At 67.6% G+C, this 26746-nt stretch carries 29 protein-coding genes; 7 read left to right on the forward strand and 22 right to left on the reverse strand.

The genetic code is table 11. The features are described 5' to 3' along the window. Positions 1–7: 7 nt before the first annotated feature. Positions 8–1249: an amino acid ABC transporter substrate-binding protein gene (locus ACUXVX_RS03560; RefSeq protein ID WP_446310399.1), complete on the reverse strand. Its 1242-nt coding sequence runs from the start codon at positions 1247–1249 to the stop codon at positions 8–10. Positions 1250–1417: 168 nt separating this feature from the next. Between ACUXVX_RS03560 and ACUXVX_RS03565 the strand changes: the two genes are divergently transcribed. Continuing rightward, positions 1418–2275: a helix-turn-helix domain-containing protein gene (locus tag ACUXVX_RS03565; protein ID WP_222470860.1), complete on the forward strand. Its 858-nt coding sequence runs from the start codon at positions 1418–1420 to the stop codon at positions 2273–2275. Positions 2276–2299: 24 nt separating this feature from the next. On the opposite strand, the gene ACUXVX_RS03570 is transcribed toward ACUXVX_RS03565, so the two are convergent. Beyond that, positions 2300–2761, reverse strand: coding sequence for an Lrp/AsnC family transcriptional regulator (locus ACUXVX_RS03570; protein WP_446310400.1), 462 nt, complete (start codon positions 2759–2761; stop codon positions 2300–2302). Positions 2762–2849: 88 nt separating this feature from the next. Between ACUXVX_RS03570 and ACUXVX_RS03575 the strand changes: the two genes are divergently transcribed. From ACUXVX_RS03575 to ACUXVX_RS03585, 3 genes are read left to right on the forward strand one after another with little or no spacing between them, the layout of a single operon-like run. Next, complete coding sequence (locus ACUXVX_RS03575) at positions 2850–4049, forward strand: diaminopropionate ammonia-lyase (protein WP_446310401.1); 1200 nt, start codon at positions 2850–2852, stop codon at positions 4047–4049. Beyond that, positions 4046–5266, forward strand: coding sequence for a hydantoinase/carbamoylase family amidase (locus tag ACUXVX_RS03580; RefSeq protein ID WP_446310402.1), 1221 nt, complete (start codon positions 4046–4048; stop codon positions 5264–5266). The genes ACUXVX_RS03575 and ACUXVX_RS03580 overlap by 4 nt, the downstream gene beginning before the upstream one ends. Then, positions 5263–6417, forward strand: coding sequence for an amidohydrolase (locus ACUXVX_RS03585; protein ID WP_446310403.1), 1155 nt, complete (start codon positions 5263–5265; stop codon positions 6415–6417). Before ACUXVX_RS03580 ends, ACUXVX_RS03585 begins: the two co-directional genes overlap by 4 nt. 169 nt (positions 6418–6586) lie before the next feature. On the opposite strand, the gene ACUXVX_RS03590 is transcribed toward ACUXVX_RS03585, so the two are convergent. From ACUXVX_RS03590 to ACUXVX_RS03630, 9 genes are all read right to left on the reverse strand, one after another. After that, a complete protein-coding gene (locus ACUXVX_RS03590) occupies positions 6587–7093 on the reverse strand; it encodes a MarR family winged helix-turn-helix transcriptional regulator (RefSeq protein WP_222470856.1) in 507 nt (168 codons plus the stop codon). Between the two features lie 67 nt (positions 7094–7160). After that, the gene (locus ACUXVX_RS03595) at positions 7161–7481 is read right to left on the reverse strand and encodes a 2Fe-2S iron-sulfur cluster-binding protein (protein WP_446310404.1); all 321 of its coding nucleotides are present in this window, start codon (positions 7479–7481) and stop codon (positions 7161–7163) included. A 12-nt stretch (positions 7482–7493) separates the two neighbouring features. Beyond that, positions 7494–8717, reverse strand: coding sequence for a cytochrome P450 (locus tag ACUXVX_RS03600; RefSeq protein WP_446310405.1), 1224 nt, complete (start codon positions 8715–8717; stop codon positions 7494–7496). A gap of 17 nt (positions 8718–8734) precedes the next feature. Next, the gene (locus ACUXVX_RS03605) at positions 8735–9436 is read right to left on the reverse strand and encodes an ABC transporter ATP-binding protein (RefSeq protein ID WP_446310406.1); all 702 of its coding nucleotides are present in this window, start codon (positions 9434–9436) and stop codon (positions 8735–8737) included. Beyond that, a complete protein-coding gene (locus ACUXVX_RS03610) occupies positions 9429–10178 on the reverse strand; it encodes an ABC transporter ATP-binding protein (RefSeq protein ID WP_222495905.1) in 750 nt (249 codons plus the stop codon). The genes ACUXVX_RS03605 and ACUXVX_RS03610 overlap by 8 nt, the downstream gene beginning before the upstream one ends. Beyond that, positions 10165–11109, reverse strand: coding sequence for a branched-chain amino acid ABC transporter permease (locus ACUXVX_RS03615; RefSeq protein WP_446310407.1), 945 nt, complete (start codon positions 11107–11109; stop codon positions 10165–10167). Before ACUXVX_RS03615 ends, ACUXVX_RS03610 begins: the two co-directional genes overlap by 14 nt. Next, a complete protein-coding gene (locus tag ACUXVX_RS03620; protein WP_446310408.1) occupies positions 11109–11972 on the reverse strand; it encodes a branched-chain amino acid ABC transporter permease in 864 nt (287 codons plus the stop codon). Before ACUXVX_RS03620 ends, ACUXVX_RS03615 begins: the two co-directional genes overlap by 1 nt. 58 nt (positions 11973–12030) lie before the next feature. After that, positions 12031–13197: an ABC transporter substrate-binding protein gene (locus ACUXVX_RS03625; RefSeq protein ID WP_446310409.1), complete on the reverse strand. Its 1167-nt coding sequence runs from the start codon at positions 13195–13197 to the stop codon at positions 12031–12033. 174 nt (positions 13198–13371) lie between these two features. Next, a complete protein-coding gene (locus ACUXVX_RS03630) occupies positions 13372–14004 on the reverse strand; it encodes an exopolysaccharide biosynthesis protein (RefSeq protein WP_222470848.1) in 633 nt (210 codons plus the stop codon). Positions 14005–14449: 445 nt separating this feature from the next. On the opposite strand from ACUXVX_RS03630, the gene ACUXVX_RS03635 reads away from it, so the two are divergent. Further along, positions 14450–14851, forward strand: coding sequence for a hypothetical protein (locus ACUXVX_RS03635; protein WP_446310410.1), 402 nt, complete (start codon positions 14450–14452; stop codon positions 14849–14851). 4 nt (positions 14852–14855) lie between these two features. Here the strand turns inward: ACUXVX_RS03635 and ACUXVX_RS03640 are convergent, their stop codons facing one another. The 6 genes from ACUXVX_RS03640 to ACUXVX_RS03665 all read right to left on the reverse strand — a co-directional run bounded on the left by ACUXVX_RS03640 (position 14856) and on the right by ACUXVX_RS03665 (position 20661). Beyond that, complete coding sequence (locus ACUXVX_RS03640) at positions 14856–16355, reverse strand: tripartite tricarboxylate transporter permease (protein ID WP_222470846.1); 1500 nt, start codon at positions 16353–16355, stop codon at positions 14856–14858. An 18-nt stretch (positions 16356–16373) separates the two neighbouring features. Beyond that, the gene (locus ACUXVX_RS03645; protein WP_446310411.1) at positions 16374–16841 is read right to left on the reverse strand and encodes a tripartite tricarboxylate transporter TctB family protein; all 468 of its coding nucleotides are present in this window, start codon (positions 16839–16841) and stop codon (positions 16374–16376) included. A gap of 79 nt (positions 16842–16920) precedes the next feature. After that, complete coding sequence (locus ACUXVX_RS03650; RefSeq protein ID WP_446310412.1) at positions 16921–17874, reverse strand: tripartite tricarboxylate transporter substrate binding protein; 954 nt, start codon at positions 17872–17874, stop codon at positions 16921–16923. A gap of 22 nt (positions 17875–17896) precedes the next feature. Continuing rightward, positions 17897–18799: an alpha/beta hydrolase gene (locus ACUXVX_RS03655; protein WP_446310413.1), complete on the reverse strand. Its 903-nt coding sequence runs from the start codon at positions 18797–18799 to the stop codon at positions 17897–17899. Continuing rightward, on the reverse strand, positions 18796–19623 hold the full coding sequence (locus tag ACUXVX_RS03660; RefSeq protein WP_446310414.1) for an MBL fold metallo-hydrolase: 828 nt from the start codon (positions 19621–19623) through the stop codon (positions 18796–18798). The genes ACUXVX_RS03655 and ACUXVX_RS03660 overlap by 4 nt, the downstream gene beginning before the upstream one ends. Before the next feature lie 72 nt (positions 19624–19695). Continuing rightward, a complete protein-coding gene (locus ACUXVX_RS03665) occupies positions 19696–20661 on the reverse strand; it encodes a Bug family tripartite tricarboxylate transporter substrate binding protein (protein ID WP_446310415.1) in 966 nt (321 codons plus the stop codon). A gap of 141 nt (positions 20662–20802) precedes the next feature. On the opposite strand from ACUXVX_RS03665, the gene ACUXVX_RS03670 reads away from it, so the two are divergent. Both ACUXVX_RS03670 and ACUXVX_RS03675 read left to right on the forward strand, forming a co-directional pair. Further along, positions 20803–21765 (forward strand): LysR family transcriptional regulator, encoded by a 963-nt coding sequence (locus ACUXVX_RS03670; protein ID WP_446310416.1) that lies wholly within the window; start codon positions 20803–20805, stop codon positions 21763–21765. After that, complete coding sequence (locus ACUXVX_RS03675) at positions 21762–22232, forward strand: DUF3237 domain-containing protein (RefSeq protein ID WP_446310417.1); 471 nt, start codon at positions 21762–21764, stop codon at positions 22230–22232. Before ACUXVX_RS03670 ends, ACUXVX_RS03675 begins: the two co-directional genes overlap by 4 nt. A gap of 9 nt (positions 22233–22241) precedes the next feature. Here the strand turns inward: ACUXVX_RS03675 and ACUXVX_RS03680 are convergent, their stop codons facing one another. Genes ACUXVX_RS03680 through ACUXVX_RS03700 form a run of 5 tightly spaced genes read right to left on the reverse strand, consistent with a single transcriptional unit; the run spans position 22242 to position 26633 of the window. Then, positions 22242–23135, reverse strand: coding sequence for an SMP-30/gluconolactonase/LRE family protein (locus tag ACUXVX_RS03680; protein ID WP_446310418.1), 894 nt, complete (start codon positions 23133–23135; stop codon positions 22242–22244). Further along, the gene (locus tag ACUXVX_RS03685; RefSeq protein ID WP_446310419.1) at positions 23132–23464 is read right to left on the reverse strand and encodes a DUF6385 domain-containing protein; all 333 of its coding nucleotides are present in this window, start codon (positions 23462–23464) and stop codon (positions 23132–23134) included. The genes ACUXVX_RS03680 and ACUXVX_RS03685 overlap by 4 nt, the downstream gene beginning before the upstream one ends. After that, complete coding sequence (locus ACUXVX_RS03690) at positions 23464–24348, reverse strand: DUF6772 family protein (RefSeq protein WP_446310420.1); 885 nt, start codon at positions 24346–24348, stop codon at positions 23464–23466. The genes ACUXVX_RS03685 and ACUXVX_RS03690 overlap by 1 nt, the downstream gene beginning before the upstream one ends. Before the next feature lie 39 nt (positions 24349–24387). After that, positions 24388–25509: a mandelate racemase/muconate lactonizing enzyme family protein gene (locus tag ACUXVX_RS03695; protein ID WP_446310421.1), complete on the reverse strand. Its 1122-nt coding sequence runs from the start codon at positions 25507–25509 to the stop codon at positions 24388–24390. Continuing rightward, positions 25506–26633 carry a mandelate racemase/muconate lactonizing enzyme family protein gene (locus tag ACUXVX_RS03700; protein WP_446310422.1) on the reverse strand — a complete coding sequence of 376 codons (1128 nt, stop codon included), beginning with the start codon at positions 26631–26633 and terminating at the stop codon, positions 25506–25508. The genes ACUXVX_RS03695 and ACUXVX_RS03700 overlap by 4 nt, the downstream gene beginning before the upstream one ends. Between the last annotated feature and the right edge of the window lie 113 nt (positions 26634–26746).

The following is a 26746-nucleotide window of genomic DNA, read 5'->3' on the forward strand; positions in this document are numbered from 1 at the left end:
GTTCGGGTTATTCCCAGCCGGGCTTGGGCAGCTTCACCGCCGCCTTGCCCTCGCCGCCATCGGCGGAGACGGCGACGAAGTTGCCATCCTGCCACTGGCCGATCCAGTTGATCGCGCGGAGCTGGTTATTCTCCAGCCGGGTCTCCTCGCCGAGCACGGTCGAGAAGCTGCCGGTGGAGAGCTCGTTGGCCACGGCGGCCTTGTCGAGACCCACCCGCTCGATGGATTGGGCGAGCATCTGCAGCGAGGCGTAGACGAGGATCGAGCCCCAGAGATCGGGCGCGCGGCCGACGACCTCTTCGTGCTTGCTGCGGTAGGCCATGGTGAGCTCGTTGTTGGGGTCGATCCCGCCGAGGCTCATCACCCCCTCCACCGAGCCGCCCGCGATGCCCGGATAGACCGGGAAGGCTGCGCCGACGCCGAGGTAGAAGACCGGCGGGTTGAAGCCCGCGACCTTGGCCTGCTTGGTCAGGGCAAAGGTGTGGGGCGGGTAGCTGAAGGCCACGAAGGTATCGGCGCCCGCGTTGCCGGCCTCGCCGAGGATGGTGGCGAAGTCGGAGGTTTCGGGCGGGAAGGTCTTGTCATAGCTGACCTCGAAGCCGGCGGCCTCGAAGGCGGGGCGCGCGGCCTTCACCAGATCGATCCCGAAGCCGTCGGCCACGGAAACCATGGCGATCTGGTCGTTGATCGTGCCGGCCTCGCGCTGGGCGACGAGGATCTCGGTGAGCGCATCAACATAGTCGACGCTGCCGCCCATGAACCAGAAGCTGGTATCCCACCGTTTGACGAAGTCGGGGGCCTTGTCGGTCACCGCCGCGCCCGCGAGGTGCGGGTAGCCGAACTTGGCCATCAGTGGGGCGACGGCGAGGTTGAAGCCTGTGCCCCAGGGCGGGAGGATGAAATCCACCTCGTCCTGTGTGGCGAGGCGCTCGACGGCGCGCACCACTTCCTCGGCGGAGGAGCGGTCATCGTATTCGATTACCTCGATCATCTTCTGGCTGCCGTCGGGCAGCTTGAGGCCGCCCGCGGCGTTCACCTCTTCAACCCAGAGCTGGTAGTTGGGCGTGACCGTCATGTCGGACCCGCCCGCATTGGGGCCGGACTTGGAGACGGCATAGCCGATTTTGACGGTGTCGCCGTCCTGCGCCAGCGCCGCCGTGGATGCCACCGAAGCCAGCAGCGCCGCCGCGGCGCCACGGGTCATCAGGCGGCGGACCGCGCCTGCGGTCTCCGCAATAAAGGATGTCATGGTTTTCCTCCCGATATGTCTCGGGAGCGGCTCGTTCGGGCCGCACCCGGCTCCGCATGTCCTCCCATGCGGGGCGTGACAGAGAGCCTACGCCTGCAATGCGGCGGCCGGAATAGACATTTTGAGGAATAAATTGCACTTTTGACGGAGAGGCGCGGGAGGGATGCGATGGAGCGGCAGGCGGTTGAGGCGCAGCGGATCAGGAGTGAGCTGACCACGACTGAGTTTGGCACCTCGGGCGGGCGAGCGGTGATGCTCTTGCTGCTGGCGGGGCGCGGCACCTTCATTTCCGACGAGGTGGAGCGGGAGGTGGCCGGCCCCTGCCTGATCTGGGCGCCCACCGGCTGGTGGACCCGGATCTCGCTGGCCGCCGGGGCGCGGGGCTTTCTGGCCCGCCTGCCCGAACGCGCGCTTGGCCGGGCGATGCCGACCGATGCGCTCTCGGCCCATGTGCGCCAAGCCGTAAGCCGCCGGATCTTCCTGTCGGACATCTCGCCCAAGATGATCGCCTCGGTCACAACCCTTTTCGAGAAGATCGACACCGAGCTGCGCGAAGCGCCGCCGGGCAGCGAGACGGTTCTGCACCATTGCATCTCGTTGATGCTGATCGACATCTGGCGCGCTGCCGCCCCGCCGCGGCAATCGGTGGAGCAGGCGCCGCACCGGATTTCGGACAGCTTCCTCAGCCTTGTCGAGCTGCACATGCAGAACCATTGGACCATCGCCGAATACGCCAGCCGGATAGGGATTTCGCGCGACAGCCTGAACACGGCGGTGCGGGGCGCGATCGGGGTGCCGCCGCATGCCCACATTCAGCGCAGGCTGATGGAGGAGGCGAAGGCGCTGCTCGTCACCACCAACCTGCGCGTGGCGGAGGTGGGCTATCGGCTCGGGTTTGGGGATGCCGCCTATTTCACACGGTTCTTCAAGCGCCACGAGCAGCTTGCCCCGGCCCAGTTCAGGCGGAAGTACACGCCTCTTTATCGGCAACGGACCGAGGAAGTCTCTTTTGCGCAGTGGCCATGACTAGGGGCGGCCCTTGGCGCGCTCTCAGATGTTCAGGCTGCTGCCGCTCTTCACGGCGTCCATCGACACGAAGGTGCGGAACTTGCGGACGTTGCCGCCCGCGAAGAAGGCCTGGCGGGTGAACTCCTCGTAGGCGGCCATGCTCTCGACCACGAGCACCAGCATGAAGTCGGCCTCGCCGGTCACGTAGAAGCACTGCTGCACCTCGGGGGCCTCGCGGAAGCGGCGCTTCATGGTGTCGATATCGTCGGGGGTTTCGCTGACCAGCTCGACCTGCGCGAAGATCGTCAGCGGCAGGCCGACCCGGTCGGGCGCGACGACCGCGACATTGGCCGCGATCACGCCCTCTGCCTCCATCCGCTTGATCCGCCGCTGCACCGAAGGCGCTGAGAGATTGACCGCCTCGCCAATGGCGCGCTGGGGCGTGGCGTTGTTGCGCTGGAGGATGCGGAGGATCGCAAGGTCGTAACTGTCGAGCGGGGTCATGTGAAACAAACTTGCACGACGACGGGTAAAATGCAGCGCAAATCTCGCCTGTGGTGGAGTATTTACTCAGGCAGCCAAGGAGACACCGATGTATTTGCACAACCGACTGCCCAACCACGCCACGCCGCTGGACCCGCGCGATGCCGAAACGCTCGGGCGCGAGGGGGGCGCGGCGGTTGCGCAGGTTCTGGCGCTGCGGGAGCACAACGAGGCCACGCCGCTTGTGGCCTTGCCGGGGCTGGCGGGCGAGCTTGGGCTGGGGGCGATTCACCTGAAGGATGAAGGGCAGCGGCTTGGTCTGGGCAGCTTCAAGGCGCTGGGCGGGGCCTATGCGCTGATGCGGCTGGTGCAGGCCGAGGCGGAGCGGCGGCTGGGGCGAAGGGTGGCGCTGGAGGACCTGCTCTCAGAAGAGGTGCGGGCGATCGCGGCGACAATGAGCTTTGCCTGCGCGACCGATGGCAACCACGGGCGCTCGGTTGCGCAGGGGGCACAGATCATGGGCGCACGGGCTGTGATCTTCGTCCATGCCGGCGTGAGCCAGGGGCGGATCGACGCGATTGCGGGCTTCGGGGCGGAGATCATCCGGGTGGCGGGAAACTACGACGACAGCGTTGCAGAGGCGGCGCGGGTCTCGGAGCGGGAGGGGTGGACCGTGCTGTCTGACACCTCATGGCCGGGGTACGAGCACATTCCCGCCCTCGTGATGCAAGGCTACACCGCGATCGTGCAGGAGGCGCTGGCTGAACTGCCCGAGCCGCCGACCCATGTGTTCCTTCAGGCCGGGGTTGGCGGGTTTGCGGCGGCGGTGGCGGGGCATCTCGCGGTGCTGCTGGGCGAGGCCCGCCCGCATGTGACGGTGGTCGACCCGGCGCGAGCGGCCTGCCTTTATGCCAGTGCCGAGGCCGGAGCGGTGGTGAAGGTGGCCGAAGGCGCGCCGACGGTGATGGCGATGCTGGAGTGCTACGAACCGTCACTGGTGGCCTTCAGGGTGCTTGAGCGGGTGGCGGACGGGTTCATGACCGTGAGCGAGGAGGATGCCGTGGAGGTGATGCGCCGCCTCGCCGCGCCGGTGGCGGGCGACCCGCCGGTGGTGGCCGGGGAGAGCGGCGGCGTGGGGCTGGCCGGGGCGATTGCGGTGCTGCGGGATGCGGAGCTGGCGGCGGGCATCGGGCTTGGGCCGGACGCGCGGCTGCTGGTGATCAACACCGAGGGGGCGACCGACCCTGCGCTCTATGCCAAGCTGGTCGGGCAGGCGCCGGAGGCGGTGCTGCAAGGACCGGGCGCATGACGCTGGCGATTGACGGGGCGCGGCTTGTCTCGCGGCTCAAGGCATTGGGCGCGACGGGCCGGGATGACATGGGGCGGCTGACGCGGCTGGCGGCGAGCGATGCCGACAAGGCGGGGCGCGACCTGCTCTGCGACTGGATGAGGGCGGCGGGCCTGCGGATCGAGATCGACCGGATCGGCAATATCCACGGCCTCTGGCTGCCGGAGGAGGCGCAGGGCGATCCGGTAGTGATGGGGTCGCACATCGACACGGTGATCGACGCGGGCATCTATGATGGCTGCCTCGGCGTACTGGCCGGGCTTGCGGTGATCGAGGCGCTGCAGGCGGGCGGGGCAAGGCCCGCACGGCCTTTGGCGGTCGTGGCCTACAGCAACGAAGAGGGCGTGCGCTACGCGCCCGACATGATGGGCAGCCTCGTTGCCGCCGGGGGGATGACGGCGGAGGCGGCGCTGGCCACTGTGGGCACAGATGGCACCACGCTGGGCGAGGAGCTGGCTCGGATTGGCTATGCCGGGGACCGGGCGCCGGGGTTCATCACGCCCCATGCCTATGTCGAGCTGCATGTGGAGCAGGGGCCGGTGCTGGAGGCGGAGGGGCTTGGCCTTGGCGTGGTTGAGAGCCTTCAGGGCATCTCGTGGCAACGGGTGACGATCGGCGGCTTGGCCAACCATGCCGGAACGACGCCGATGGCGCTGCGGCGCGATGCCGGCGTGGCGGCGGCGCGGGTGATGTGCTTTCTGGACCGGATGGCGCGGGAGACGGAGGGCGCGGTGGCGACGGTGGGCACCATTGAACTGGTGCCGGGCGCTATCAACGTGATCCCCTCTGCCGCGCGCTTCACGGTTGATCTGCGCAACCCCGATGAGGCCCGGCTGAAGGCGCAGGAGGCGGCGCTGGGCGGGCTGCTCGATGAATTGCGCAGTGAGGGCTTCGAGGTGGCGACCGAGCGACTGGCGCGGTTCGAGCCGGTGCTGTTTGATCCGGAGATCGTGTGCCGGATCGAAGCGGCGGCGCAGGGGCGGCAGCTTGCGCACCGGCGGATGACCTCGGGGGCTGGGCATGACGCGCAGATGATTGCCCGCGTCGCGCCATCTGCGATGATCTTCGTGCCCTCGCGCGGCGGGATCAGCCACAATCCGGCGGAGTTCACCGCCGAGGCTGAGCTCGTGGCGGGGGCGAATGTTTTGCTCGACGTCACATGGAGCCTGAGCCGATGACGGATATGGACGCCCTTGAACGGGAGATGACGGGCTGGCGGCGCGCGCTGCACCGCGACCCCGAGTTCGGCTTCGAGGAAGTGCGGACGGCGGGGTTTGTGGCCGAGGTGCTACGCGGTCTCGGGTTGGAGGTGGCCGAGGGGATCGGCGGCACGGGGGTTGTGGGCACGCTCAGGCGCGGCAGCTCCAACCGCGCCATCGGGCTGCGGGCCGATATGGATGCCCTGCGGATCACCGAGGCGCCGGGGGCGGACTGGGCCTCTGCCACCCCCGGGTTGATGCACGCCTGCGGGCATGACGGGCACACGGCCATGTTGCTGGGCGCGGCGAAGATGCTTGCCGAAGAGGGCGGGTTTGACGGCACGATCCGGTTCATCTTCCAACCCGCAGAAGAGTGGGGCCGGGGCGCGTTGGCGATGCTGGACGACGGGCTGATGGAGCGCTTTCCCTTCGATGAGGTCTTCGGGCTGCACAACATGCCGGGCCTGCCTGTGGGCACGCTCGAAACGCGGGGCGGCGCGCTGATGTCGGCGGAGGATATCTTCGAGATCACGCTGACGGGCGAGGGTGGTCATGCGGCGCGGCCGCATGTGGGGCGTGAGGTCATGGTGCCCGCCTGCGCACTGGTTCTGGAGTTGCAGCCCATCGTCGCCCGGCGGCTCGACCCAGCGGATATTGCGGTGGTCTCCGTCACCGAGCTGCGCACGGATGGCACCCGCAATGCGCTGCCAGGGGAGGCGCGTATCCTTGGGGATGCGCGTAGTTTCAGGCCGGAGGTGTCGGCGCAGATCGAGACGGAGATGCGGGCGATCACGGCGGGCGTTGCCGCCGCGCATGGGGTGGCAGCAGAGGTGGCCTATACGCGGGAGTTCATCCCGCTGGTGAATGACGGCGAGCTTGCAGGTGAGATGCTGCGCGCGGCTGGGCCGGTATCTCGCGAGGTGCGCGAGATGCCCGCGCCTATGACGGCCTCGGAGGATTTTGCGCAGTTTCTGGCGCATGTGCCGGGCTGCTTTGCCTTCATCGGCAACGGCGAGGCCTCGGCGCCGCTGCACAGCCCGAAATACGACTTCAACGATGCGGCCCTGCTGCATGGGGCCAAGGTTCATGCGGCGATTGCGCGGCGGCGGCTGCCGGAGGCCGAAGGCTGACCGGCGGGCCGCAGGCTAGGGCATGGTCTGCCGCGCGCCCGGCGAGCTTGTGATCCTCGTGGACCGCGAGGACAAGCTCGTAGTCGAAGACCGGGGTGAACCGGATCTCGGGGAGTTGCAGCAGGTCCGGCGTGACCAGTGCGTCGATCTCATGGGCTTGCCGGGCGGGCTACTTGGGGTCGATGTTGGTGAGCATCTGCCGCATGACCTTCAGGAAAACCTCGAGGTCTTCGGGCGCGATGCCCTTGATCAGATCGGCCTCGCAGCCAAGGGCCACGGCGAGGATATCGGCGTGGACCTGCAGGCCGCGCTCGGAGAGCCACCAGAGCCGCTTGCGCGGATCGGGCCCCGGCTGCTCGTGGCGCAAGTGGCCCATCTCGTTCAGGGTCTTGAGGGAGCGGCTGACGGCGGCCTTGTCCATCCGGATCACGTCGCAGATGCGGCTGGCGGTGATGCCCGGCTCGATGTTGAGCATGGCGACCACGCGCCAGTCGGTCAGGCCGAGCCCGAAGTCGCGCCGGTAGATCGCCGAGGTCTGCCGCCCCCATGCGCTCGCCACCGCGTTGAGCAGGAACGGCACATAGTAGTCGATATCGAGAATCTCCGCGCCCTCGCGGTCGCGGGTGGGGGCGTTGAGGCGCTCGGGCGCGGCTTTGATCTGGTCGGCACGTGTCATGCGGGGGCACCTTTCAAGCGCTCACCGATAGCCGGGTTCAGCCGCCATGTCACGGGGGCGGCGGCGCTCAGAACTGCTCCTCGGGGATATGCACGGTCAGCCCGTCCATCTCTTCGGTGAGGCGGAGCTGGCAGGAGAGGCGGGAGCTGTCCTTCATCTCGGACATGGCGCAATCGAGCATGTCTTCCTCGCTCTCCGAGCGGGTGCCGGTGCGGCTGGCCCATGCGTCATCGACATAGACATGGCAAGTGGCGCAGGCCATCGAGCCGCCGCATTCGGCGACGATGCCGGGGACGTTCGCGGCGATGGCGGCTTGCATCACGCTGTCGCCGGGTTTGGCCTCGACGGTCTGTTCACTGCCGTCGGGCTGGATGTAGGTCACTTTCACGGGGGCGGTCCTCTATTTCGGGATGAGTTTGAGTGGCAGGCGGTCGAGCGCGCGGATGGCGTTGTTGGGCCGCCAGACGGCCTCGCCGGCCGGTTCGATCCGGGCGACCTTTTCGGCCATGACGGTGAGAAGCGCCTCCAGCTCGCCGCGGGCGATATTTTGGCCCACGCAGCCGTGGATGCCCGCGCCGAAGGCCATGTGGCCAACAGGGCGGCGGTCGATCCGGAAGGCATCCGGGTCGCCCCATTTGTCCGGGTCCATGTTGGCGGCGCCGAGCACGCAGAGCACCTTGGCGCTCTCGGGCACCGGGTGGCCGGCGATCTCGGTGTCCACATTGGCAGTGCGCAGGAAGGTGTGGACCGGCGAGGTGATGCGCAGCACCTCCTCGAAGGCGGGGCGGGCGAGCGAGGGGTCGGCTTTTAGCGCCTCCCACTGGTCGGGGTTCTGCGAGAAGCACCAGAGCGCGTTGCCTATGCCGGTGACGGTGGTGTCCACCCCGGCGGAGAGGAAGCTGCGCACCAGCATGGCGGCTTCGTCGGGCGTGATCTCGCCCGCGTCGGCAGCCTCGTAGACCAGCGCACCGAGGCCATCGCCAGTGAGCCGGTCGCGGGCGCAGGCGGCATTGATCCAGGCAGAGACCTCAGGGGCGCGGGCCATGGCGGCGCGGCGCAGGGTGTTGTCGGGGCCGACCGCGTTGAAGACGATGGCGCCGTAATCGACGAGGTGGCGGGCGTGCACATCGCGCATGCCCACGGCGCGGGGGAAGACGCGGGTTGGGAAGGCCTCGGCAAGGTCCACCACACCCTCGATCTCGGAGCGCTCCAGCAGACCGTCGACCACCTCTTCGGCGGTGCTGCGGAAGTCGTCCATCAACCCGCGCACCACCTTGGGCGACAGCGCTTTGGACATCACCCGGCGCGTTTTGGTGTGATCGGGCGGGTCGGCCTCGAGGATGATCGACGGCGGGCGCCAGGGCTTTTCGAGCTTGAAGTCGTTGAAGCCGATGCCGCGCGACGACACGAAGTTCTCGTGGTCGGAAAAGGTGGCCTTGGTCTCCTCGTAGCGGCCCACGGCGAGGACCTGATAGCGGGGGATGAACACCACCGGCCCGGCCTCGCGAAGTTGGGCATAGTAGGGGAAGGGGTCTGCCAGCACCGCCTCGTCATAGGGGTCGATATCGAGCACCGGAGTGTCGGCGCTGGGGGTCAGTGGGGCGTGGCCTTCGATCAGGTCCATTGTCGTGTCCTTTGCTATCATGTGGCCAGCGCGACGCCGATGTGGCGCTCCAGCAGGTCGGAGCCCTTCAGCGCGTCGGCGGGGCCGTCGTGGACTATGGCGCCGCCGGTCATGATCAGGGCGCGGGTGGCGAAGGAGAGGGCGGCCTCGGCGTGCTGCTCGACCAGCACAACGGTGCGGCCCTCGGCGGCGAGGCGGTCGAAGACCTCCATGAGCTGCTCGCAGATCACCGGGGCGAGCCCTTCGAGCGGTTCGTCGAGCAGGAGGGTTTGCGGGCCGGTCATCAGGGTGCGGGCGATGGCGAGCATCTGCTGCTCGCCGCCGGAGAGCTGGCCGCCGCCGTTGCGCCGCCGCTCCTTGAGGCGGGGGAAGAGGGTGTAGGCCTCGTCGAGCGTGGCGGTGCCGCGCTGGGCGGCAAGGAGGTTTTCCTCCACCGAGAGCGATTTGAAGATGTCGCGGGTCTGCGGCACGAGGCCGAGGCCTGCGGCGTTGCGCTTGTGGGGCGGCAGGGTGGTGACGGGCTGGCCATTCAGCGCGATGGTGCCGCCGTGCAGCTTGGTGAGGCCCATCATTGTGGCGAGCAGGGTGGTTTTGCCCGCGCCGTTGCGGCCGATCACGGCGAGGCGTTCGCCCTGCGGGATGCTGAGCGTGATGCCGTTCAGCACATGGGTCGGGCCATAACCTGCGGTGACATCGGTGAGGGTGAGCGCATCAGTCATGGCCGTGACCTCCGAGGTAAAGCTCGCGGACCTGCGCGTTGGCGGCGATTTCCTGCGGCGTGCCCTCGGTCAGGATGCGGCCCTGTACCAGCACGACGATTTGTGCGGCGACGCGAAAGACGAGGTCCATGTCGTGCTCGATGATGAGCACGGCTAGGTCGGGCGGCAGGGCCTCGATGGCCTGCACGATCAGGTGGGTTTCGGAGGAGGGCACACCGGCGGCGGGTTCATCGAGGATGAGCACGCGCGGCTTGAGGGCGAGGGTCAGGGCGAGCTCGACGAGCCGTTGCTGGCCATAGGCGAGATCGGCCACGCGCTTGTCGGCCAGAGGCTCCAGCGCGAAGGCGTCGATCAGGGCGGCGACCTCGGCCTCTGTCTCGCCATTGCCATCGGCGCGGCGGAACATGGCAAAGCCCCGGCCCTGCCGTTCGAGGATCGGCAGGCGGAGGTTTTCGCGCACCGTGAGGTCGCGGAACAACGTGGTGATCTGGAAGGTCTTGGCGATGCCGCGCTTGACCCGCTGGGCCTCGTTCAGCTTGCCGATATCCACCCCGTCAAAGCGGATGGTCCCCGAAGAGGGCGGCAGGATGCCGGTGACGAGGTTGGAGAAGGTGCTCTTGCCTGCCCCGTTCGGGCCGATCAGCGCCTTGCGGTCGCCCGGCTTGAGATCGAAGTCGATGTTCTCCGACACGGTGAGGCCGCCAAAGCGCTTGGAGAGGCCACGGACTTCAAGACCCTGCATTTTGGCCTCCTAGACGTTTCAGTGCGGTCGGCACGGCGACCAGCCCGCGCGGCAGGAAGAAGACCACCGCCAGCACCAGCGCGCCGATGACGAAGAGCCAGTTGAACGGGTCGTTCGCGGCGGCCCAGTGGTGGACGAACATGAAGACCAGCGTGCCGAGGACCGCGCCGTAGAGCCTACCGGTGCCGCCGAGGATCAGCATGATGAGGGCTTCGGCGGAGAGGGTGAAGGAGAAGGACTCGAGGCTCACCAGTTGTGTCACCTGCGCCGAGAGGGCGCCGGCCACGCCCGCGATGGCCCCGCCCAGCGTATAGGCCGCGACGCGCCGCCAGTAGACCGAGGTGCCGATGGCGGCCATGCGCTCGGGGCTTTCGTGGATGCCGCGCAGCGAAAGGCCGAAAGGCGCGCGGGTGAGCAGGGTGAGGAAGGTGAAGACGGCGGCGAGGATCGCGAGGGCATACCAGAATCCGGTCTGCCCGACGAAATCGAACTCGAAGAGGCCGAGCACCGGCTCCATCCGGATGCCGCGCAGCCCGTCGGCTCCGCCGGTGATGTCGCGCGCCTTGTTGGCGATCTCATGGCAGATCGCGGCGACGGCGATGGTGAGCATGATCAGTGTCAGCCCGTGGGCGCGCAGCACAATCAGGCCGGAGATGAAGGCGAGCACGGCCCCGGCGACACCCGCCACCAGCAAACCGGCGATCGGATCGGCCCAGGCGTGGATGGCGAAGAGCCCGGCGGCATAGGCACCGGCGCCGTAGAAGGCGGCCTGCCCCAGCGTGGCGATGCCCGCGAAGCCGAGCACGAGATCGAGCGAGAGCACCAGCACCGCCATGATCAGGATGCGGGTGAGGAAGGCGAGGTTGTAGGGCAGCGCGAAGTAGAGCGCGACGGCGAGGGCCAACAAGGCGAAGGGGGCGATACGGTTCATTATTGGGCCCTCACGATCAGCCCGTTGGGGCGCAGTGCCAGCAGCGCCATGACCAGCGCGAAGAAGAGGATGGTGGCGAAGTCGGGCGCGAGGTAGCGGGCCGCGGTTTCCAGGAGGCCGAGGCCGATGGCGGCGAGGAAGCTGCCCGCGATGGAGCCCATGCCGCCCACCGCGACGACGATGAGAAAGAGCACCATGTAGCGCAGCGGGTAATAGGCATCGATCGGCAGGATCTCGGCGCCGAGCACGCCGCCGAGCGCCGCGAGGCCCGCGCCGAGGCCGAAGGCGGCCATGAAGATGCGGTCGGTGTTGATGCCGTGGGCGGAGGCAGTGCCGCGATTGTCGACCGCCGCGCGCAGGCGGATGCCGAAGCGGGTGCGCTCGAGGAGCCACCAGAGGCCGAGCACCACCGCGAGCCCGGCGGCGATCACCATCAGCCGGTGGGCGGGGAGGGTGCGGAAGCCCAGATCGACGCTCGCCTTCAGCCCCTCGGGCAGCGGCACCGGCAGCAGGCTGGAGCCTTGCCAGAAGTTCACGGAGGCGATCATCAAGAAGGTCAGGCCGATGGTGGCGAGCACCTGTTGCAGGTCGGTGAAGCCGTAGATCCGGCGGTAGATCACCCGCTCCAGCGGCAGCGAGAGGGCCACGGTGAGCGCCACGGCCAGCACCAGCGCGGGCCAGAAGGGCAGGCCCAGTTCTGCCGCGAACCAATGGGCGAAGGTGCCACCCAGCAGGGCGAAGCCGCCGTGGGCGAGGTTCACCACCCGCATCAGGCCCATGGTGACCGAGAGGCCGACGGAGATCATGAAGAGGATCATGCCGTAGGCCACGCCGTCGACGAGGATGTTGAGGAATAGGGTCATCTGGCTTTCACATCGCTGGAGTTGCCCCGGGCCGGGAGACCAGCCCGGGGCGGGAGGATCACTTGTCCCAGCCGAGGTCGCCCACGGTGGCGATCACGCCGGTCTCGCGGTTCACCAGCTGGCCGGTGGCCTCGTCACGGGCGACTTCGCGGATGTAGACGTTCTGGATCAGCGTTCGTGTCTCCGGGTCCATCTTCACCGGGCCGCGCGGGCTCTCCCATTCGAGCGTCTTGGCGGCCTCCACGGCGGCGGGGCCGTCGGTGCCGGCGGCGGCGACCATCTGGTAGATCAGGTGGGTGCCGTCGTAGGCGCCGACCGAAGCCCAGTTGGCGATGGCATCGGGGAAGAGCTCGGTCAGTTTGGCCTGAAAGGCGCGGTTCTCGTCGGAGTCGTGGGCGCCGGAGTAGTGGTAAGCGGTGGTCAGCCCGATGGCGGCATCGCCCAGCCCTTGCAGGTTGACCTCTTCGGTTTCGGCGGTGCCGAGAAACTTGATGCCCGCCTCGGCAAGACCGTTCTCGTTGTAGGTCTTGGTGTAGGTGAAGGTGGGCGGGCCGCCCGGCAGAAAGGTGAAGACCGCATCGGGCGCGGCATCGCGGACGCGCTGGATGAAGGGGGTGAAATCGGTGGTGGAGAGCGGCATACGGATCGCATCCACCACCTCGCCGCCCTTGGCCTCGAAGGCGGCCTTGAAGGCGTTCTCGGCGTCGATGCCCGGGCCATAGTCGGTGACCGTGGTGGCGACGGTGCGCATGCCTTGGTCATAGGCCCATTCGGCCAGCGGGGCGGAGACCTGCCAGAGCGTGTAGCTGGTGCGCAGGTAGAATTCGCTCTCCTTGTTGATCGAGGAGGTGGCGGCGTTGAAGATCACCGTGGGCGTCTGGCTCTGCTCAATCAGCGGGCCGACGGCGAGCGCGTTGGGGGTGAAGGTGAAGCCCGCCAGATAATCGACCTGATCGCGGATCAGCAGTTCCTGCGCCAGTGCGCGGGACTGGTCGGGGTTCGGCCCGCCGACATCCTTGTAGATGAACTCGATTTCGTGTTCGCCGGCTGTGGTGCCGTGCTGGGCAACGTAGGTTTCGACCGCCTCCTGATACTGCTTGCCGTAGATGGCGAAGGGGCCGGAAAAGGGGGCGACGACCCCGACCTTGATGGTGTCTGCCGGGCTGGCGGCAGGCAAAAGGGTAGCTGTCACGGCCACGAGGGCCGCGCGGATGGCGCGTGTCATGGAATATCCTCCCTGAAGTCCCGCATCCCTCCCTGGATGCGGAGTTGATGATTCAACTCACTCTACGATAGGGAGGCGGATTGATATGTCAACTCATATCGGGTGATACATTTTCGTGGTTTTAAAACAGTACGTTATGCGTATCTGCGCCGCTGTATGGGCCTGTCGTCGCGCTCAGAACAGGAAGGTGAGCACCGCGAGAGCGCCGACCGAGACCATCCCCGCCACCAGCGCGGTGGAGGCGAGACTCAGCACCAGACCGGCGGCCAGCCAGTAACCGTCACGCTCGCTCAGGCCCAGTGCCAGCATGATGATGGAAAGGGCGGGGAGGCCGTTGGCGAAGGGGATCGGCAGGAACAGGAACACCGACATGATCAGCGTGGTCAGCCCGATCAGCCGTTCGGCCAGCAAGTAGGAGCGGGGCCACCAGCGGGGGCGGGCGAGCCGTTCGACCCGCTCGATATAGGGCACAGAGGCATTGACCATCCGCCCGAAGGCGGCCCGCTCGATGGAGCGGCGGGCGACGAACTGCGGCAGCCACACATCGGGCCGCCCGAGCATGAGTTGCACCGCCAACACCATGAGCGGCAGACCGGTGAAGATCGACGATCCGGGGATGAACAGGAACACGTTGGGCGCGGCGAAGAGCACCATCAGCGGGGCAAAGCTGCGGTCGCGCAGGCCGCTGACGATATCGCCGACAGACACCCGCGCCCCCTCGCCGGCCCGTAGATCGCGCAGGACTTCCGACAGGCGCCGACCGGGGCGCTGGGCGAGGAGAGGCGCTGCGGCTTCCAGCTGCGTCATGGAGCGGGCCGGGCCGCAGCGGATGGGAGTTTAAGGACCAAGGCAGAGGCTCCCGGGGAGGCTGGAAGGAGGCCGGGGCGCATCACGGCCCGACACCCTCGGAAAGTGGGGGCGACGGGCGGCAAAACAATTGGCGCGAGGTGAAATATTTCTGCACGGACCGCTTGCAGCCTGCCCCGCTCAGGCAGATATTCTGCGCAACCGCCGCAGACCATCCACGGGCCGCTCATGCGCCCGCGTCTTGCCACCTTCGACGGACCGTCGCCGTGCCCGCGACAGGACCGGGCGCATGTGGGTGCATCTTGAGCGCTATCCTTTGCCGGACCGATTGCCTGCTGCCCGCGCTGCCGTGGCCCGCGCCGCTGCGCGACCCTCGACGCATGCCCCGCATCCCCCTCTTCCCGGCCACGGCTTTCGCCGTGCGCCATTTTCGAAAGACAGCACCATGCTTCACACCGCGTCCCTGATCGCCGGCCTCATCGCGCTTTTCTGCGCCGTGGCGCTCTATGGCATGAACGTTCGCACCCGCCCCACCAGCCGCCTGCGCAGCGATTTCTGGGGCTCGATGTTTCTGGCCCTGCTCACCGGGCTCTTTCCTCTGGCCGCCGCGGGGAGCCTTGTTGGCATGTGGCGGCTGCTTCAGGGCGGCGTAACGCTGGAAGAGGTGTTGGCGGGCGGGGTGGACGTTGTTTCGCTGGCCACTGTGGTGGCCACCGTTCTGGTGCTCCGCGCACTCGTCGTTGCCACCTACCGGCCAAGCGCAATGCCCGACAACGTGACCCCGCTCACCCCGCGCCCGCTGGCGCCGCGCCGGGCGGCGACCCGCCAGAGGAAACGGGCCGCCTGAGCGCTCAGCCTTCGGCCCGCTTGCGCCGCATCTCCTTGATCCATGGCATCAGGAAAGGCGAGACGATGCTGAGCACCGCGGCCAGCAGCAGCAGGCCGGAGATCGGGCGGGTGAAGAAGGGCAGGATGCCGTCGTCGGTATAGGTCATGCCGCGCCGCAGGTTAAGCTCGAGCATGGGCGCGAGGATGAAGGCGAGGATGAAGGGGCCGATGGGCAGGCGCAACTTGTCCATCGCCAACCCGAGGGCGGCGAAGCCCAGCAGCAGCACGTAGTTGAACGCCGTGGAAGAGCCGACAAAGACGCCCATGAAGCCCAGCACCACGATGGCCGGGTAGAGGTAGTGGTAGGGGATCTTAAGGATCGCCGGAAACAGGCGCATGCCCCAGAACTGCATCACCAGCACCAGCGCGGCGGCGATGAGGGCGGTGAGGAACAGCGCGTAGACGATCTCGGGGTTGTTGTTGAACAGCAGCGGCCCGGCCTGAACGCCGTGGATCATAAGCCCGCCCAGCAGGATGGCCGTCACCCCGTCACCGGGGATGCCGAGCGCCACCATCGGAATGAGCGAGCCGCCAACCGAGGCGTTATTGGAGGTTTCCGAGGCGAAGACACCATCGACACAGCCCTTGCCGAACTTCTCCGGGTGTTTGCTGGCCGATTTGGCCTGCGCATAGGCCACCATGTTGGAGAGCGCCGCGCCCATGCCGGGCAGGAAGCCGATCCAGAGGCCGATGAAGAACGAGCGGATCATGTTCCACGTGTTGTCCCGGTACTCCTGCCAACTGACGCCAAAGCCCTTGATGTCCCGCGCGTCGACCTCGGGCACCTGCTGCTGGCCTTGGGCATAGTCCTGCACGATCTGCTTGAGTGCGAAGAAGCCCAGCATCAGCGGGATCAGGTCAAACCCGCCGTTCAGGTAGATGTTGCCGAAGGTGAAGCGCGGGTAGCCGTCGATCGGGGCAAAGCCGACGGAGGCGAGCACGAGGCCCAGCGCGGCGGCGGCGAGGCCATGAAAGATTGAGCCGCGCGAGAGGGCGGCCACGAGCGAGATGGCGCAGAAGCCGAGCGAGAAATACTCCCACGGCCCCATCTTCAGCGCCAGCCGTGCCATCAGCGGCGAGGCGGCCATGGCGATGAGGATCGACAGGAAGGTGCCGATGAAGGAGGCGGTGATCGCCGCGCCGAGCGCCTTCACGGCTTGGCCATTGCGGGTCATCGGGTAGCCGTCAAACGTGGTGGCGATGGCCGAGGGCGAGCCGGGGATGCCCAGCAGGATTGAGCCGATCATCGCGCCAGAGACCCCGCCGACCCAGATCGAGACCAGCATCGCCAGCCCGACCTCGGGGGGCATCCCGAAGGTGATCGGCAGCAGCAGTGCCACGCCGAGCCCGCCGGAAAGGCCGGGGATTGCTCCCAGCACGATGCCGAGCGCGGTGGAGAGGATGATGACCATGAAGGTCGTCGGGGCGAGCAGGGTGCCGAAGCTGGCGAGGATGTCTTGCATGGCGAGGTGCCTGTCAGATCAGAAGAGGAGGCCGGTGGGCAGGAGGGTGTTCAGCATTTCGGCGAACACGAGATGGACGCCGAGGGTGACGGCGGCGGCATAGAGCGCCCCGCGCCACCAGACCCGGCGCTCCGGCCCGGCGATGGTGTGGTAGAAGGCGTAGACCATGAGCGGCGTGGCGATGTAGTAGCCGAAGATCCAGAGCGCGAGGGAGTAGGCCACCAGCAGCCCAGCCATGACCACGCCGCGCAGGGTGCTGCTACGCGCTTCCTGCGCCGCATCGGCCTCGGTGAGCACCTTGGATTGGCGGGCACGGGTCAACAGCAAGCCCAGCCCGCAGAGCACCAGCAGCGAGAACCCGAGGATCGGAAAGAGCTGTGGCCCCGGATCGTCGTTGAAGGTGCGCACGCTGATCTGCAGGGTGGCCCAGATCCCGGCGGCCCCGAAGGCGATCAGCCCGGCTCCGAGCGGTTTTTCGGTGTTCATCATTGGTCCTCCCAAAAGTCGCGGGGGCCGGTCGGCCGCGGCCCCCGCGATATGGCTTCACACGCGTCTTGTGATGCGGTCAGCGTGCGAGGCCAAGCTTTTCGGCCAGCGCCTTGATCTTGGCATCTTCCGAGGCCATCAGATCGGCAGCGCCGCCGACATCATAGTAGGTGAACACGCTGTCGGCCTTCTTGAGGGCCTCCCGCGCGGTGGCGTCCTCGGCCATGCCAGCGGTGGCGGCGTTGATGGTTTGCACCAGCTCCGCATCCATCCCCTTAGGCCCCCAGAGCACCAGAGGCGCCAGCCAGCTCACGTTGACGCCCTGCTGCACGCAGGTTTCGTACTCCGGGTACGCGGGGTGCGGCTCGGGGTCGAGCAGACAGAGCACCCTCATGTCACCGGCCTGCTCGTACTGCTTGGCCGAGCCTGCGCCGAGGTTGCCCATCTCGATATGCCCGCCTTGAATTGCGGCCACCTTGTCGACCTCGGCGGAGGCTTCCAGCAGCTTCAGGTCGACATCCTCGTTCATCATGATCAGCCCGGCGATGAAGTGGGTCGTCCGCCCGAGCGAGACGGCCACGGTGCGCTCACCGGGGTTGGCGCGGGCGTCTTCGACGAAGTCCTTCATCGTGTCCCAAGGTGCATCGGGGGCGACGGCATAGACCTGTGGTGCGTAGCTCTGGGCAACGCCGATGGTGGTGAAGTCGTCCAGCCCGATATCGGAGTGGCCGGTGTGGTAGCCCGCCAGCAGGCCGGTGTGGTTGTAGAGGATGGTCTGCCCGTCGGGCGCGGCGGTCATCACCTGATTGTAGGCGATGGAGCCGCCGCCGCCGTCGACGTTGACCACCACCACATCGCCGCCGGTTTCGCGGCCGAGGTAGTCGGCAAAAATCCGGGCCATCACATCGGTGCCGCCACCGGGTTTGGACGGCACGATGATCTGCACCGGCCCGTCGGGCCATTCGGCGGCCAATGCGCCGGTTGCGCCGAGGGCCAGCGCCAGCGCGGCGCCGATCAGTTTGCGTGGTTTCATGGTGTCCTCCCTGTTGAAACGCTTATCCGTAGAGCCTTTGTAGCCAGCCGAAGATGAGGGCCCGCGCCTCCTCGTGGCGGGCCTTGCCGCTGACCACCCAGCCGTGGTCGCAATCGTCGAACTGGTGCACGGCGATATCGACGCCTGCGGCGATGAGTTGCCCAGCGTAGCGTTGCGCCTCGTGGCGCAGCGGGTCGAGCCCGGCCACCAGCATCAGCGCAGGCGGCTGACCTTGTAGATGCTCCGGTGCGGCCAGCACCGGTGAGATCAGCGGGTTTGCCATGTTCTCGGGCTGCTGGCAGTAGAGCACGTTGAAGGCGTGCATCCGTTCGGCAGGCATGATCGAGCGCGGGTCCACCTTGTCTTCGGGCGGAGTGGCGGCATCGAGAAACGGGTAATCCAGCACTTGCCCGCAGGGGCGGAAAGCGCCGCTCTCGGCCACCATTTGGCAGATCGAGGCGGTGAAGTTGCCGCCCGCCGAGTGGCCGCCGATGGCGATGCGGTTTGCGTCGATCCGGAGCGTGTCGGCATTCTCGAAGGCCCAGGCCACCACGTCATGGCATTCGTGCAGCCCGGTGGGGAAGGGGTGTTCGGGGGCGAGGCGGTAGTCGACATCCAGCACCAGCGCCCCGGTAGCGCGGGCCAGCTGGGCGCAGAAGATCGTGTCGCGCCGGTGATAGGGCCGCACGAAGCCGCCGCCGTGAAAGTTGATGAAACAGGGGCGCGGGGCGGTGCCCTCGGCGGCGGTGACCTTCATCACCCGCGAGGGGCCAACGCGGGTGGGCACGGCGATTTCCTCGACCGTGACGGCGGCGAGGTCAGCCTCCATCTCGGGGGTGATGGTGGGGGGCAGAAGGGTGCCGCCGCGCAGCTCTTCGGCCAGCGCCAGTTGCGCCTCGGGGGTCATGTCGAACGAGTAGCTCATGCCGCCTCTCCCATCAGGGTGCGGACCTGCGCGATGCGCCCGTCGATCAGCCCGTGCCAGATCGCCGGGTCGTGAAACGGGTTGTGGCCGGGCCGGATGGCCTCGACCTTTTCCAGCATGCCCACCTGCGCGGGATGCGAGCCGAGGGTAACCTGCACCGGAATGGCGCGGACCTTCAGCATGGAGGCAAGGTAATCGTCACGGGCGCTCACTGGCAGGCCGCTCTCGGCCAGAAAGGCATCGCCCAGCGTGTTCAGGCCAACGCCGCCGTGCATGCCGCAGAGCAGCCCGCCCGCCTCGAAGAAGAACGAGGTGGTTCCCGGCGTGTGGCCCGGCGTCAGCACGGTGCGGACCCTACGGTCGCCCAGCTCGACGGGCGTGTCATCGGAGAAGAAGGCATCGGGCGTGAAGCTGCCGCAGGGGTAGCCGCTGGCAAAGATCTGGTCGGGGCGCTCCTGCATGAAGTCCCAGTCCTCGCGGCTCATCATCACCCGCGCGCCGGTCGCCTCCACCAAGGCGCGGACACCGCCGATGTGGTCGTAATGCATGTGGCTGATGAGGATCAGTTCGATGTCTGCCGGGTCCAGCCCCAGCTTCCGGATCGCCTCGAACAGCAGGTAGACCTGCGGCTGCATCGTGGTGTCGATCAGTACCAGCCCCGCGCCGGTATCGAGCAGGTAGGCGCCGACCCAGCCATTGCCCACATACCAGGTGCGCTCGGCCACCTCGAAGGGGTCCACATCCACCTCCCACGGGCGCTCGCATCCTTGGCAGAGGCATTCAAAGGGGTCGCTCGGGATTTGGGGCAGAGCTTTACTGGACATGCGCGAATGGCCTGTTGTTTGAAGGTGGGAAAGAGGGGCGCCGGGCAGGGAGCCGCCCGGCGCGATTGGGGCTCAGTTGGTGAGGCCGAGCATCTCGGCAGTCGCCTTCACCGCGTCGCTAGAGGAGGCGATGCGCGCCTGGCTTTCGGCCACGCCCATCGGGCTGATCGGCATCCGCATCTGGGCGAGCTTTTCGGTCACATCGGCATTGCCGAGCACGGCGGCGAAGGCCCCGTTGATCTGCTCGACCAAGCCGGCATCCATGCCCACCGGGCCGAGCACGATGAAATCGAGCCCGTAGACGGCCTCTTCATAGCCCAACTCATGCAGCGAGGGGAAATCCGGCGCGCCCGGGTCACGCTCGGCGTTGCCGGCTATGGTGGCGAGGATGCGGAGATCGCCGTTCTCGACATATTGCAGGGTGCCCGGCGTGTTCACGAAGGCGGCGTCGATCTGGCCGCCCTGAAGCTGCACCAGCTTGTCGGCGTCCGACCCGGCTTCGACCATGCGGAACTGCGCGTCACTGGCCTTGCTCAGCAGCCCGGCCATGAAGTGCGACCCGGAGCGGAACTGCACGCCCAGCGTCACCTTGTCGGGGGTTTCCTTGGTGGCGGCGATCAGCTCGTCGACACTCTGGTAGGGGCTGTCGGCATCCACCGCGAGGGCAAAGCTGCCGCCGACCGGGAAGGTGGCGATGGTGGTGAACTCTTCCACCGGGGAGTGGTCGTAGCCGCCGGTGTGATAGGTCGAAAGGAAGCCGGTGTGGTAGTAGAGCAGGGTCTGCCCGTCAGGATCGGCGGTGCGCACCTGCTCGGCGGCCACGGCGCCGCCGCCACCGGGGCTGTTGACCACGACAACGCCCTCGCCGATCTGCTCCTGAAGCTGCGCCGAGATGATCCGCGCGCCCGCATCGGTGCCGCCACCCGCCTTGGCAGGTACCAGCAGTTGCACGGCGCCCGAGGGCCAGTCCTGCGCCTCTGCGGTGGCCGGATCCAGCCCGAAGCCGAATGCCAGAGCGGTTGCGCCAAGCGCGGCCATCAGGGGCCGGCGTGCAATGCGGCTGTGAGTTTCGCGGTGCATAGAGAATCCTCCCAAATATCTCCTCGCTGGCCACGCTATTGACTTTGGTCATAGGTTTGTAATTCCTTTTGAGGGCAACTCATAAGTGATCCTTATGCCATGTCTCTGACCGCTGCCGTCCTGCTGAACCGCCTCACCACCCGCGCCAAGATCCGCCACATGCGGGCGTTGATGACCCTCTGCGAGCTGCGCGGCATGGGCCGTGCGGCGCAGGCGCTGGGCATCACCCAACCCGCGATGAGCCAGCTTGTTGCCGAGTTGGAAAAGCTGCTCGATACCCGCCTCTTCCTGCGCCACTCAAAGGGGGTGGACCCGACCCCGGCGGCGCTCGATCTGCTGCCCATCGCCAGCCGGATCGTGGCGGCGACGGAGGAGGGGGCGGAGCGCATCGCCTCGCATCACCGGCGAGAGGGCGGGATGGTGCGGGTCGGCTCTTCTGCCGCCGCCACCGGCGCCCTGCTCGATGCCGCCCTGCCGGCCTTCGGGGCCGCGCATCCCAACATTTTCACCCAGGTCCAGACGGTGATTGGGCAGGCGCTCGACAATGCCTTTTCGGGTGACGAGTTCGACGTGGTCTGCTGCCGCGAGCGTGAGGTGCTGCCCGATGGCTGGGCGTTCGAGGCGCTGGTGCCCGACGAGCTTATCGTGGCCGCAGGCACCTCGCACCCTCTGGCGCAGCAGGCCGGAAAGGTCAGCATCGAGGCGCTCTCCCACGCGACGTGGGTGCAGCACACCGCCGTGTCGCTTGCCCGTGACCAGTTCGACATGCTGCGCGAGCGCCACGGCTGGGACGAGTTGAAGCTGGTGCATGTGACCTCGCGCATCCCGGTGCTGAGCTGGTCGATGCTGAAGACCGGCGAACTGCTTTCGCTGGTTCCGCGCAGCGTGGTGATGCCGTGGCTCTCGATCGGGCTGTTGAAAGAGCTCGACGCCGGGCTGGGCTTGCATCTGCCGCCGATTGGCTATCACTGGCGGCCAGACCGCACGGGCCGCGCGGTGCGGCGCTTCTTCGAGGCGCTGGCACAATGCGCGGCACCGCAGGCAGAGGAGACAGCCCCGTGAGCCAGTTTGATACCATCGCCCCGCAACGCCTTGGCCACCGCCTGCTGTGGGAGGCGCTGGTGGATGTGGAGGAGATGCGCAGCCTCGGGCAGGGGCCGACGGGCGAGCGCCGGATCGTGCCGATCACCGGCGGCGAGTTTCGCGGCGGGCCGGGGCTGGAAGGGTTTTATGGAACGGTTCTGCCGGGTGGGGCCGACCGGCAGCTGGTGCGGGCCGATGGCTCCAAGGAGCTGGATGCGCTTTACGAGATGGAGGTGGCCGATGGCACGCTGCTGACCATCCGCAACCGGGTCATAATCGACGAGAGCCTGCCCGGCCCGCGCTACGCGCTTTCGAGGATCGAGGTGCGCGCGCCGGAGGGGCCGTGGGCATGGCTCGGGCGGCGGTTGATCGTGGGCACGTTGCAATCCGCCCGGCCCGAGCGGGCGGCTGTGCTGATTCGGGGTTGGGAGATGACGAGCGCCTGAGGCCGCGCCTCAGCCGTTCAGAATGCAGACCGGCTCGGGCAGGCCCTGATGGCCTGTCTCGATGGCCAGCACCGCACCATCCGGCCCGCTCTCTGAAGATGAGGGGTCGAGGCTGGTGAGGTAGAGCGTGCGCAGGTCCGGCCCGCCGAAGCACGGTTTGGTCGGCCATGTCACCGGCAGCTCGATACACAGGTCCACCTGCCCCGCCGGGGTAATCCGCAACAGCTCGCCGCCGCCCACGCCCGCCATCCAGTAGCAGCCATCCGCGTCGACGCAGGCGCCATCCGGCCTGCCCGCGCGCCCGGCGGTGTCGAAGAACAGGCTGCGGTTGGTGAAGGCGCCGGTTTCCGGCTCGTGATCGAACTGCCAGATCCGCCGCAGGCTCTCATAGCTGTCGGCCACGTAGGCGGTGCGGTCGTCGGGGCTGAAGGCCAGCCCGTTGACGATGTGCAGCCCGCCGAAGTGACGAGCAAGCTGGCCCGCGCCGGCCTCACCGCTCCAGTGATAGAGCGCGCCGGAGGCGACCGAACGGTCGCCCAGGGTCATTGTGCCGTAGTGAAGCCGCCCGCCGCGCGAGGTGGCCCCGTCGTTGGCGCGGTGGCCGGCAGCAGCCTCGGGTGTCAGCAGCGCGTGGGGCGCGAGGGCGCCAGCGACCGGGTCGAAGAGGTGCAGGCCCTCTGGCATAGCCACGACGAGCGCGTCTGTGGCGGTCAAGGCAATGCACCCGGGCTGATCGGGCAGGGGCCAGCGGGTTAGGGCTTCAGTCAATGGATCAAGCCGCAAAAGAGCGCGGCCCTTGATGTCCACCCAGAACAGCACATTGCGGCGCGGGCACCAGAGGATGCCTTCCCCCACCTCGCAGCGGGTGCCCTCCAGCACGCGGATCTCGGGGCGGCGGCTCACGCCTTGAGGTGGAGGGTCACGAGCAGGGTCGCCGCGCTGCCCGCGTCAAACTCACCCGCCAGCCGCAGCCAGTTGCCGAAGTGCGTGAGACGCACCGCCGCCACCTCGCCCTCGGCAGGCACCTCGACCGTTGCGCCCTCGTCCAGCCAGTGCATCCCGTCGGGCGAGATCTGCACCCGCAACACAGGCTGCGCGGCCTCGGGGGCCTTCAGCGAGCGAACAAAGAGCATGGCCTCGCGGGCCCATCCGGCCTCGAACGGCTCTGTCGCGGCGGCCTCCTCCCAGCGCTCGTTGCGGGCGAGGATGGCGGTGATGTTCTCGGGCAGCATCAGAAATCTCCCGAAATGCAGACGGAGTCGATGTAGAGGAACGCCCGCTTGGCGGCGTCCGTCTCCACGAAGAAGGCGAAGTTGAGCATGTTCCAGAGGTTGGGCATGGCGGGGATCTCAATGGACTCGAAGGCCGACACGTCGAACTCCCGGTCGTTCAGCCGGAAGGCCAACGGGCGCATCGAACCCAGGTCGAAATCGAAGCACATGTAGTGCCAGTTCACTTTGGTGGCGATCTCGTTGTAGCACATCAACTGGTCGCCGCCGGGCAGGTCCTGCCAGCCATCGGGCGAGAGGTGGTAGTGGCTCGCGGTCTTCTTCTCGCTGCCGATGTCAGTGAACCGGGTCTGCCCCGGCTTGTACTGCCACTTGCGCAGGGTCTCGCCCTGATCGGCGTTCAAGAACCGCAGGTGCGGCATGACCCGGCTCTTTGCCACCTGGTCCCCGCCCTGAAGGTCGAACAGAAAGCCCCATGAGCGCACGTCATTGTCGCCCAAACGCAGCTCGGTGGCCTCGGGCTTGTAGGTCACATAGGCCTCGAAGCGGATCGGCCCACGGTGGCGCATCGTCAGCCGCTTGATCGCCACGTTCTGCGCGCCGGGGCGGGGCCGGGTGGCGATTTTCAGGGCATAGGAGCTGTCGTATCCTCCATGGGAGCCGGCATCCCAATGGGCCAGCGTGGAGAGCATGGCACTGGTGTGCTGCGCGTAGCCGGGCAGCATGGTGTCGAGGCTGCCCTCGTAGTTGCCCACCAGCTGCGACCAGCCGCAGTGCCCGCGGCTGAAATCGTCGTGGCAGATGATCCGTCGCATCGGGTCGAACCGGCTGAGCTGCGGGTCGGCCAGCAGCATCCCCTGCCGTATCGCCTCGGTCTGATCTGTCATTGCATCGCGTCCTTCCTTGCCCCGGAGGGGGCGTCACTTTCACTTGCTGCGCAGGTGCGCCACTGCGTCCCAGTCGATCTCGAGGCCGAGGCCCGGGCCGCGCGGCACGTCGAGCGTGCCGTTCTTCTGGCGCAGGCAGCCGGGCTTAAGATCGGCGATATCCACCTTGAAGGGGCTCTCGTCGCCCTCGCATTCCATCACCCGGAAGTTTGGCATCGCCGCCGAGAGGTGCACGCTTGCCGTCTCGCAGACGATGCCCGACATGCCGATGTGCGGCGCGTAGCCCACGTCATGCGCGGCGGCGAGCAGGGCCATGCGGCGGGTTTCGGTCACGCCGCCGGCGCGGGCCACATCGGGTTGCAGGATCGAAAGGGTGCGGTTGCTCACGAGGCGCATCGCCTGATCGACGGTGAAATTGCTCTCCCCGGCGGCCAGCGGCACGTCGCAGCGGGCGCGGAGTTGCTCGTAGCCCTGCTCGTCCTCGGGGCGCAGCGGCTCTTCGAACCAGAAGTAGCCGTTGGCGGCCAGCGCGCGGCCGACCTCGATGGCCTCGTCGAGCCCGTAGGCCCAGTTGGCATCGACACAGAGCGCGATGTCGTCGCCCGCCCGCTTGCGCATCCTCTCGATCCGGGCGCAGGCCTCCTTCACCGGGCGGGCCATCTTGACTTTGATCCGGGGAAAGCCCCGCGCGATGAACCGCTCCAGCTCGGCATCTGCTAGCGCGTCGTCGCCCCAGTTCACCGCCGCCGCATAGACGTCAATCTCGCTGCGGTTCTCGCCGCCGAGAAGGGTAGCCAGCGGCAGGCCTGCCAGCTTGCCCATGATGTCCCAGAGCGCGATGTCCACGCCCGCGATGGCCTCGATCAGCATGCCGCCCGCTCGGCCCGAGAGGGCGCGGCGCATCTGCTGCCAATGGGCGGAGATGTTGGCGACGGGCTGGCCGACGATCCGAGGCTTGAGCAGTGTCTCGATCACCTCGGCGTAGGCTTTGGGGGCAAAGCGCGCGAGCGTCTCGCCCACGCCGGTCACACCCGCATCGGTGCGGACCTCCACCAGCACCATCGAGACCTCGCTGTAGGTGCCCCAAGAGGTGACGGTGGGACGCCGCATCTGCTGGGTCAGCGGATGGGCGATGACATCGGTGATGATTGCGCCGCTCATGCTGCAAGCTCCTTGACCGCGTCCCAGTCGAGGGTGAGGCCCAGCCCCGGCCCGGTTGGCACGGCGACGCTGCCGTTCTCGATGCGGGCATGGGCTGGGGCGATATCTGCCAGCCCGTCGCGGAAGAGGTTGGGGTTTGCGGCGCATTCCATCGTGCGGGTGTTGGGCATGGCCGCGCCGAGGTGCAGGCTCGCCACCTCGCATATGATGCCAGACATGCCGACATGGGGCGCGTAGGCTATATCGTGCATCGCGGCGAGTTCGGCCATGCGGCGGGACTCGGTGATGCCCCCTGACCGGGTGACATTCGGCTGGAGGACCGAAAGCACCCGGTCGCGAATGAGCGGCATGGCCTGATCGAGGGTGAAGTTGCTTTCGCCCGCCGCAAGCGGCACGCGGCTGCGGCGGTGGAGGCTGCGATAGCCCGCCTCATCCTCGGGGCGCAGCGGCTCTTCGAACCACGCGTAATTGTGGGCCTCGAGTGCGCGGGCGACCACCTCGGCCTCGTCCAGCGTGTAGGCCCAGTTGGAATCAGCGGTGAGGGTGATGGCGTCTCCGGCGCGGGCACGGACCCGCGCGATGCGGGCGCAGGCCTTCTCTACCGGCCCGCCAATCTTGACCTTCATGTCGGTGAGGCCGCGGGCCAGCATGGCATCTACATCCGCATCGGCCTGGGCGTCATCGCCCCAGCGGACCGACGCGCCATAAACTGGCACATGGCTGCGCCCGACGCCGCCCAGCAACTGCCAGACCGGCATGTTCGCGGCCTTGCCCAGAATATCCCAGAGCGCGATGTCCACCGCCGAGATCGCCTCGATCAGCATGCCGCCCGCGCGGCCCGAGAGGGCGCGGCGCATGTCGGCCCAGCGGGCGGAGATGGCGGTGGCGTCCTGCCCGATCAGGCGGGGGGTTAGGGCGCTCTCGATCAGCTCGGCATAGCCCTGCGGGGCGAATCGCGCCAGCGCCTCGCCCACGCCGGACAGGCCCGATGCGGTGCGCACCTCGACCAGCAGGATCGAGACCGAGTCGTAGGTGCCCCAAGAGGTGCGCGTGGGCTGCGGCAGCCGCTGAACCAGCGGAAAAACCTTTATTTCCGAGATCTTGTGATCTCCCTCGCCCGTCATGCGCTGTGCTCCTCCGTCACATTCGGTGTCGGGCAAGGGGTAGCAGATTTAAAAAACATAACAACTAAAAAACCTAGTTGCTAAGTTGAGAGGCCTCGCCTAACGTCAGCCCC

Source organism: Vannielia sp. SX4, assembly GCF_052828525.1.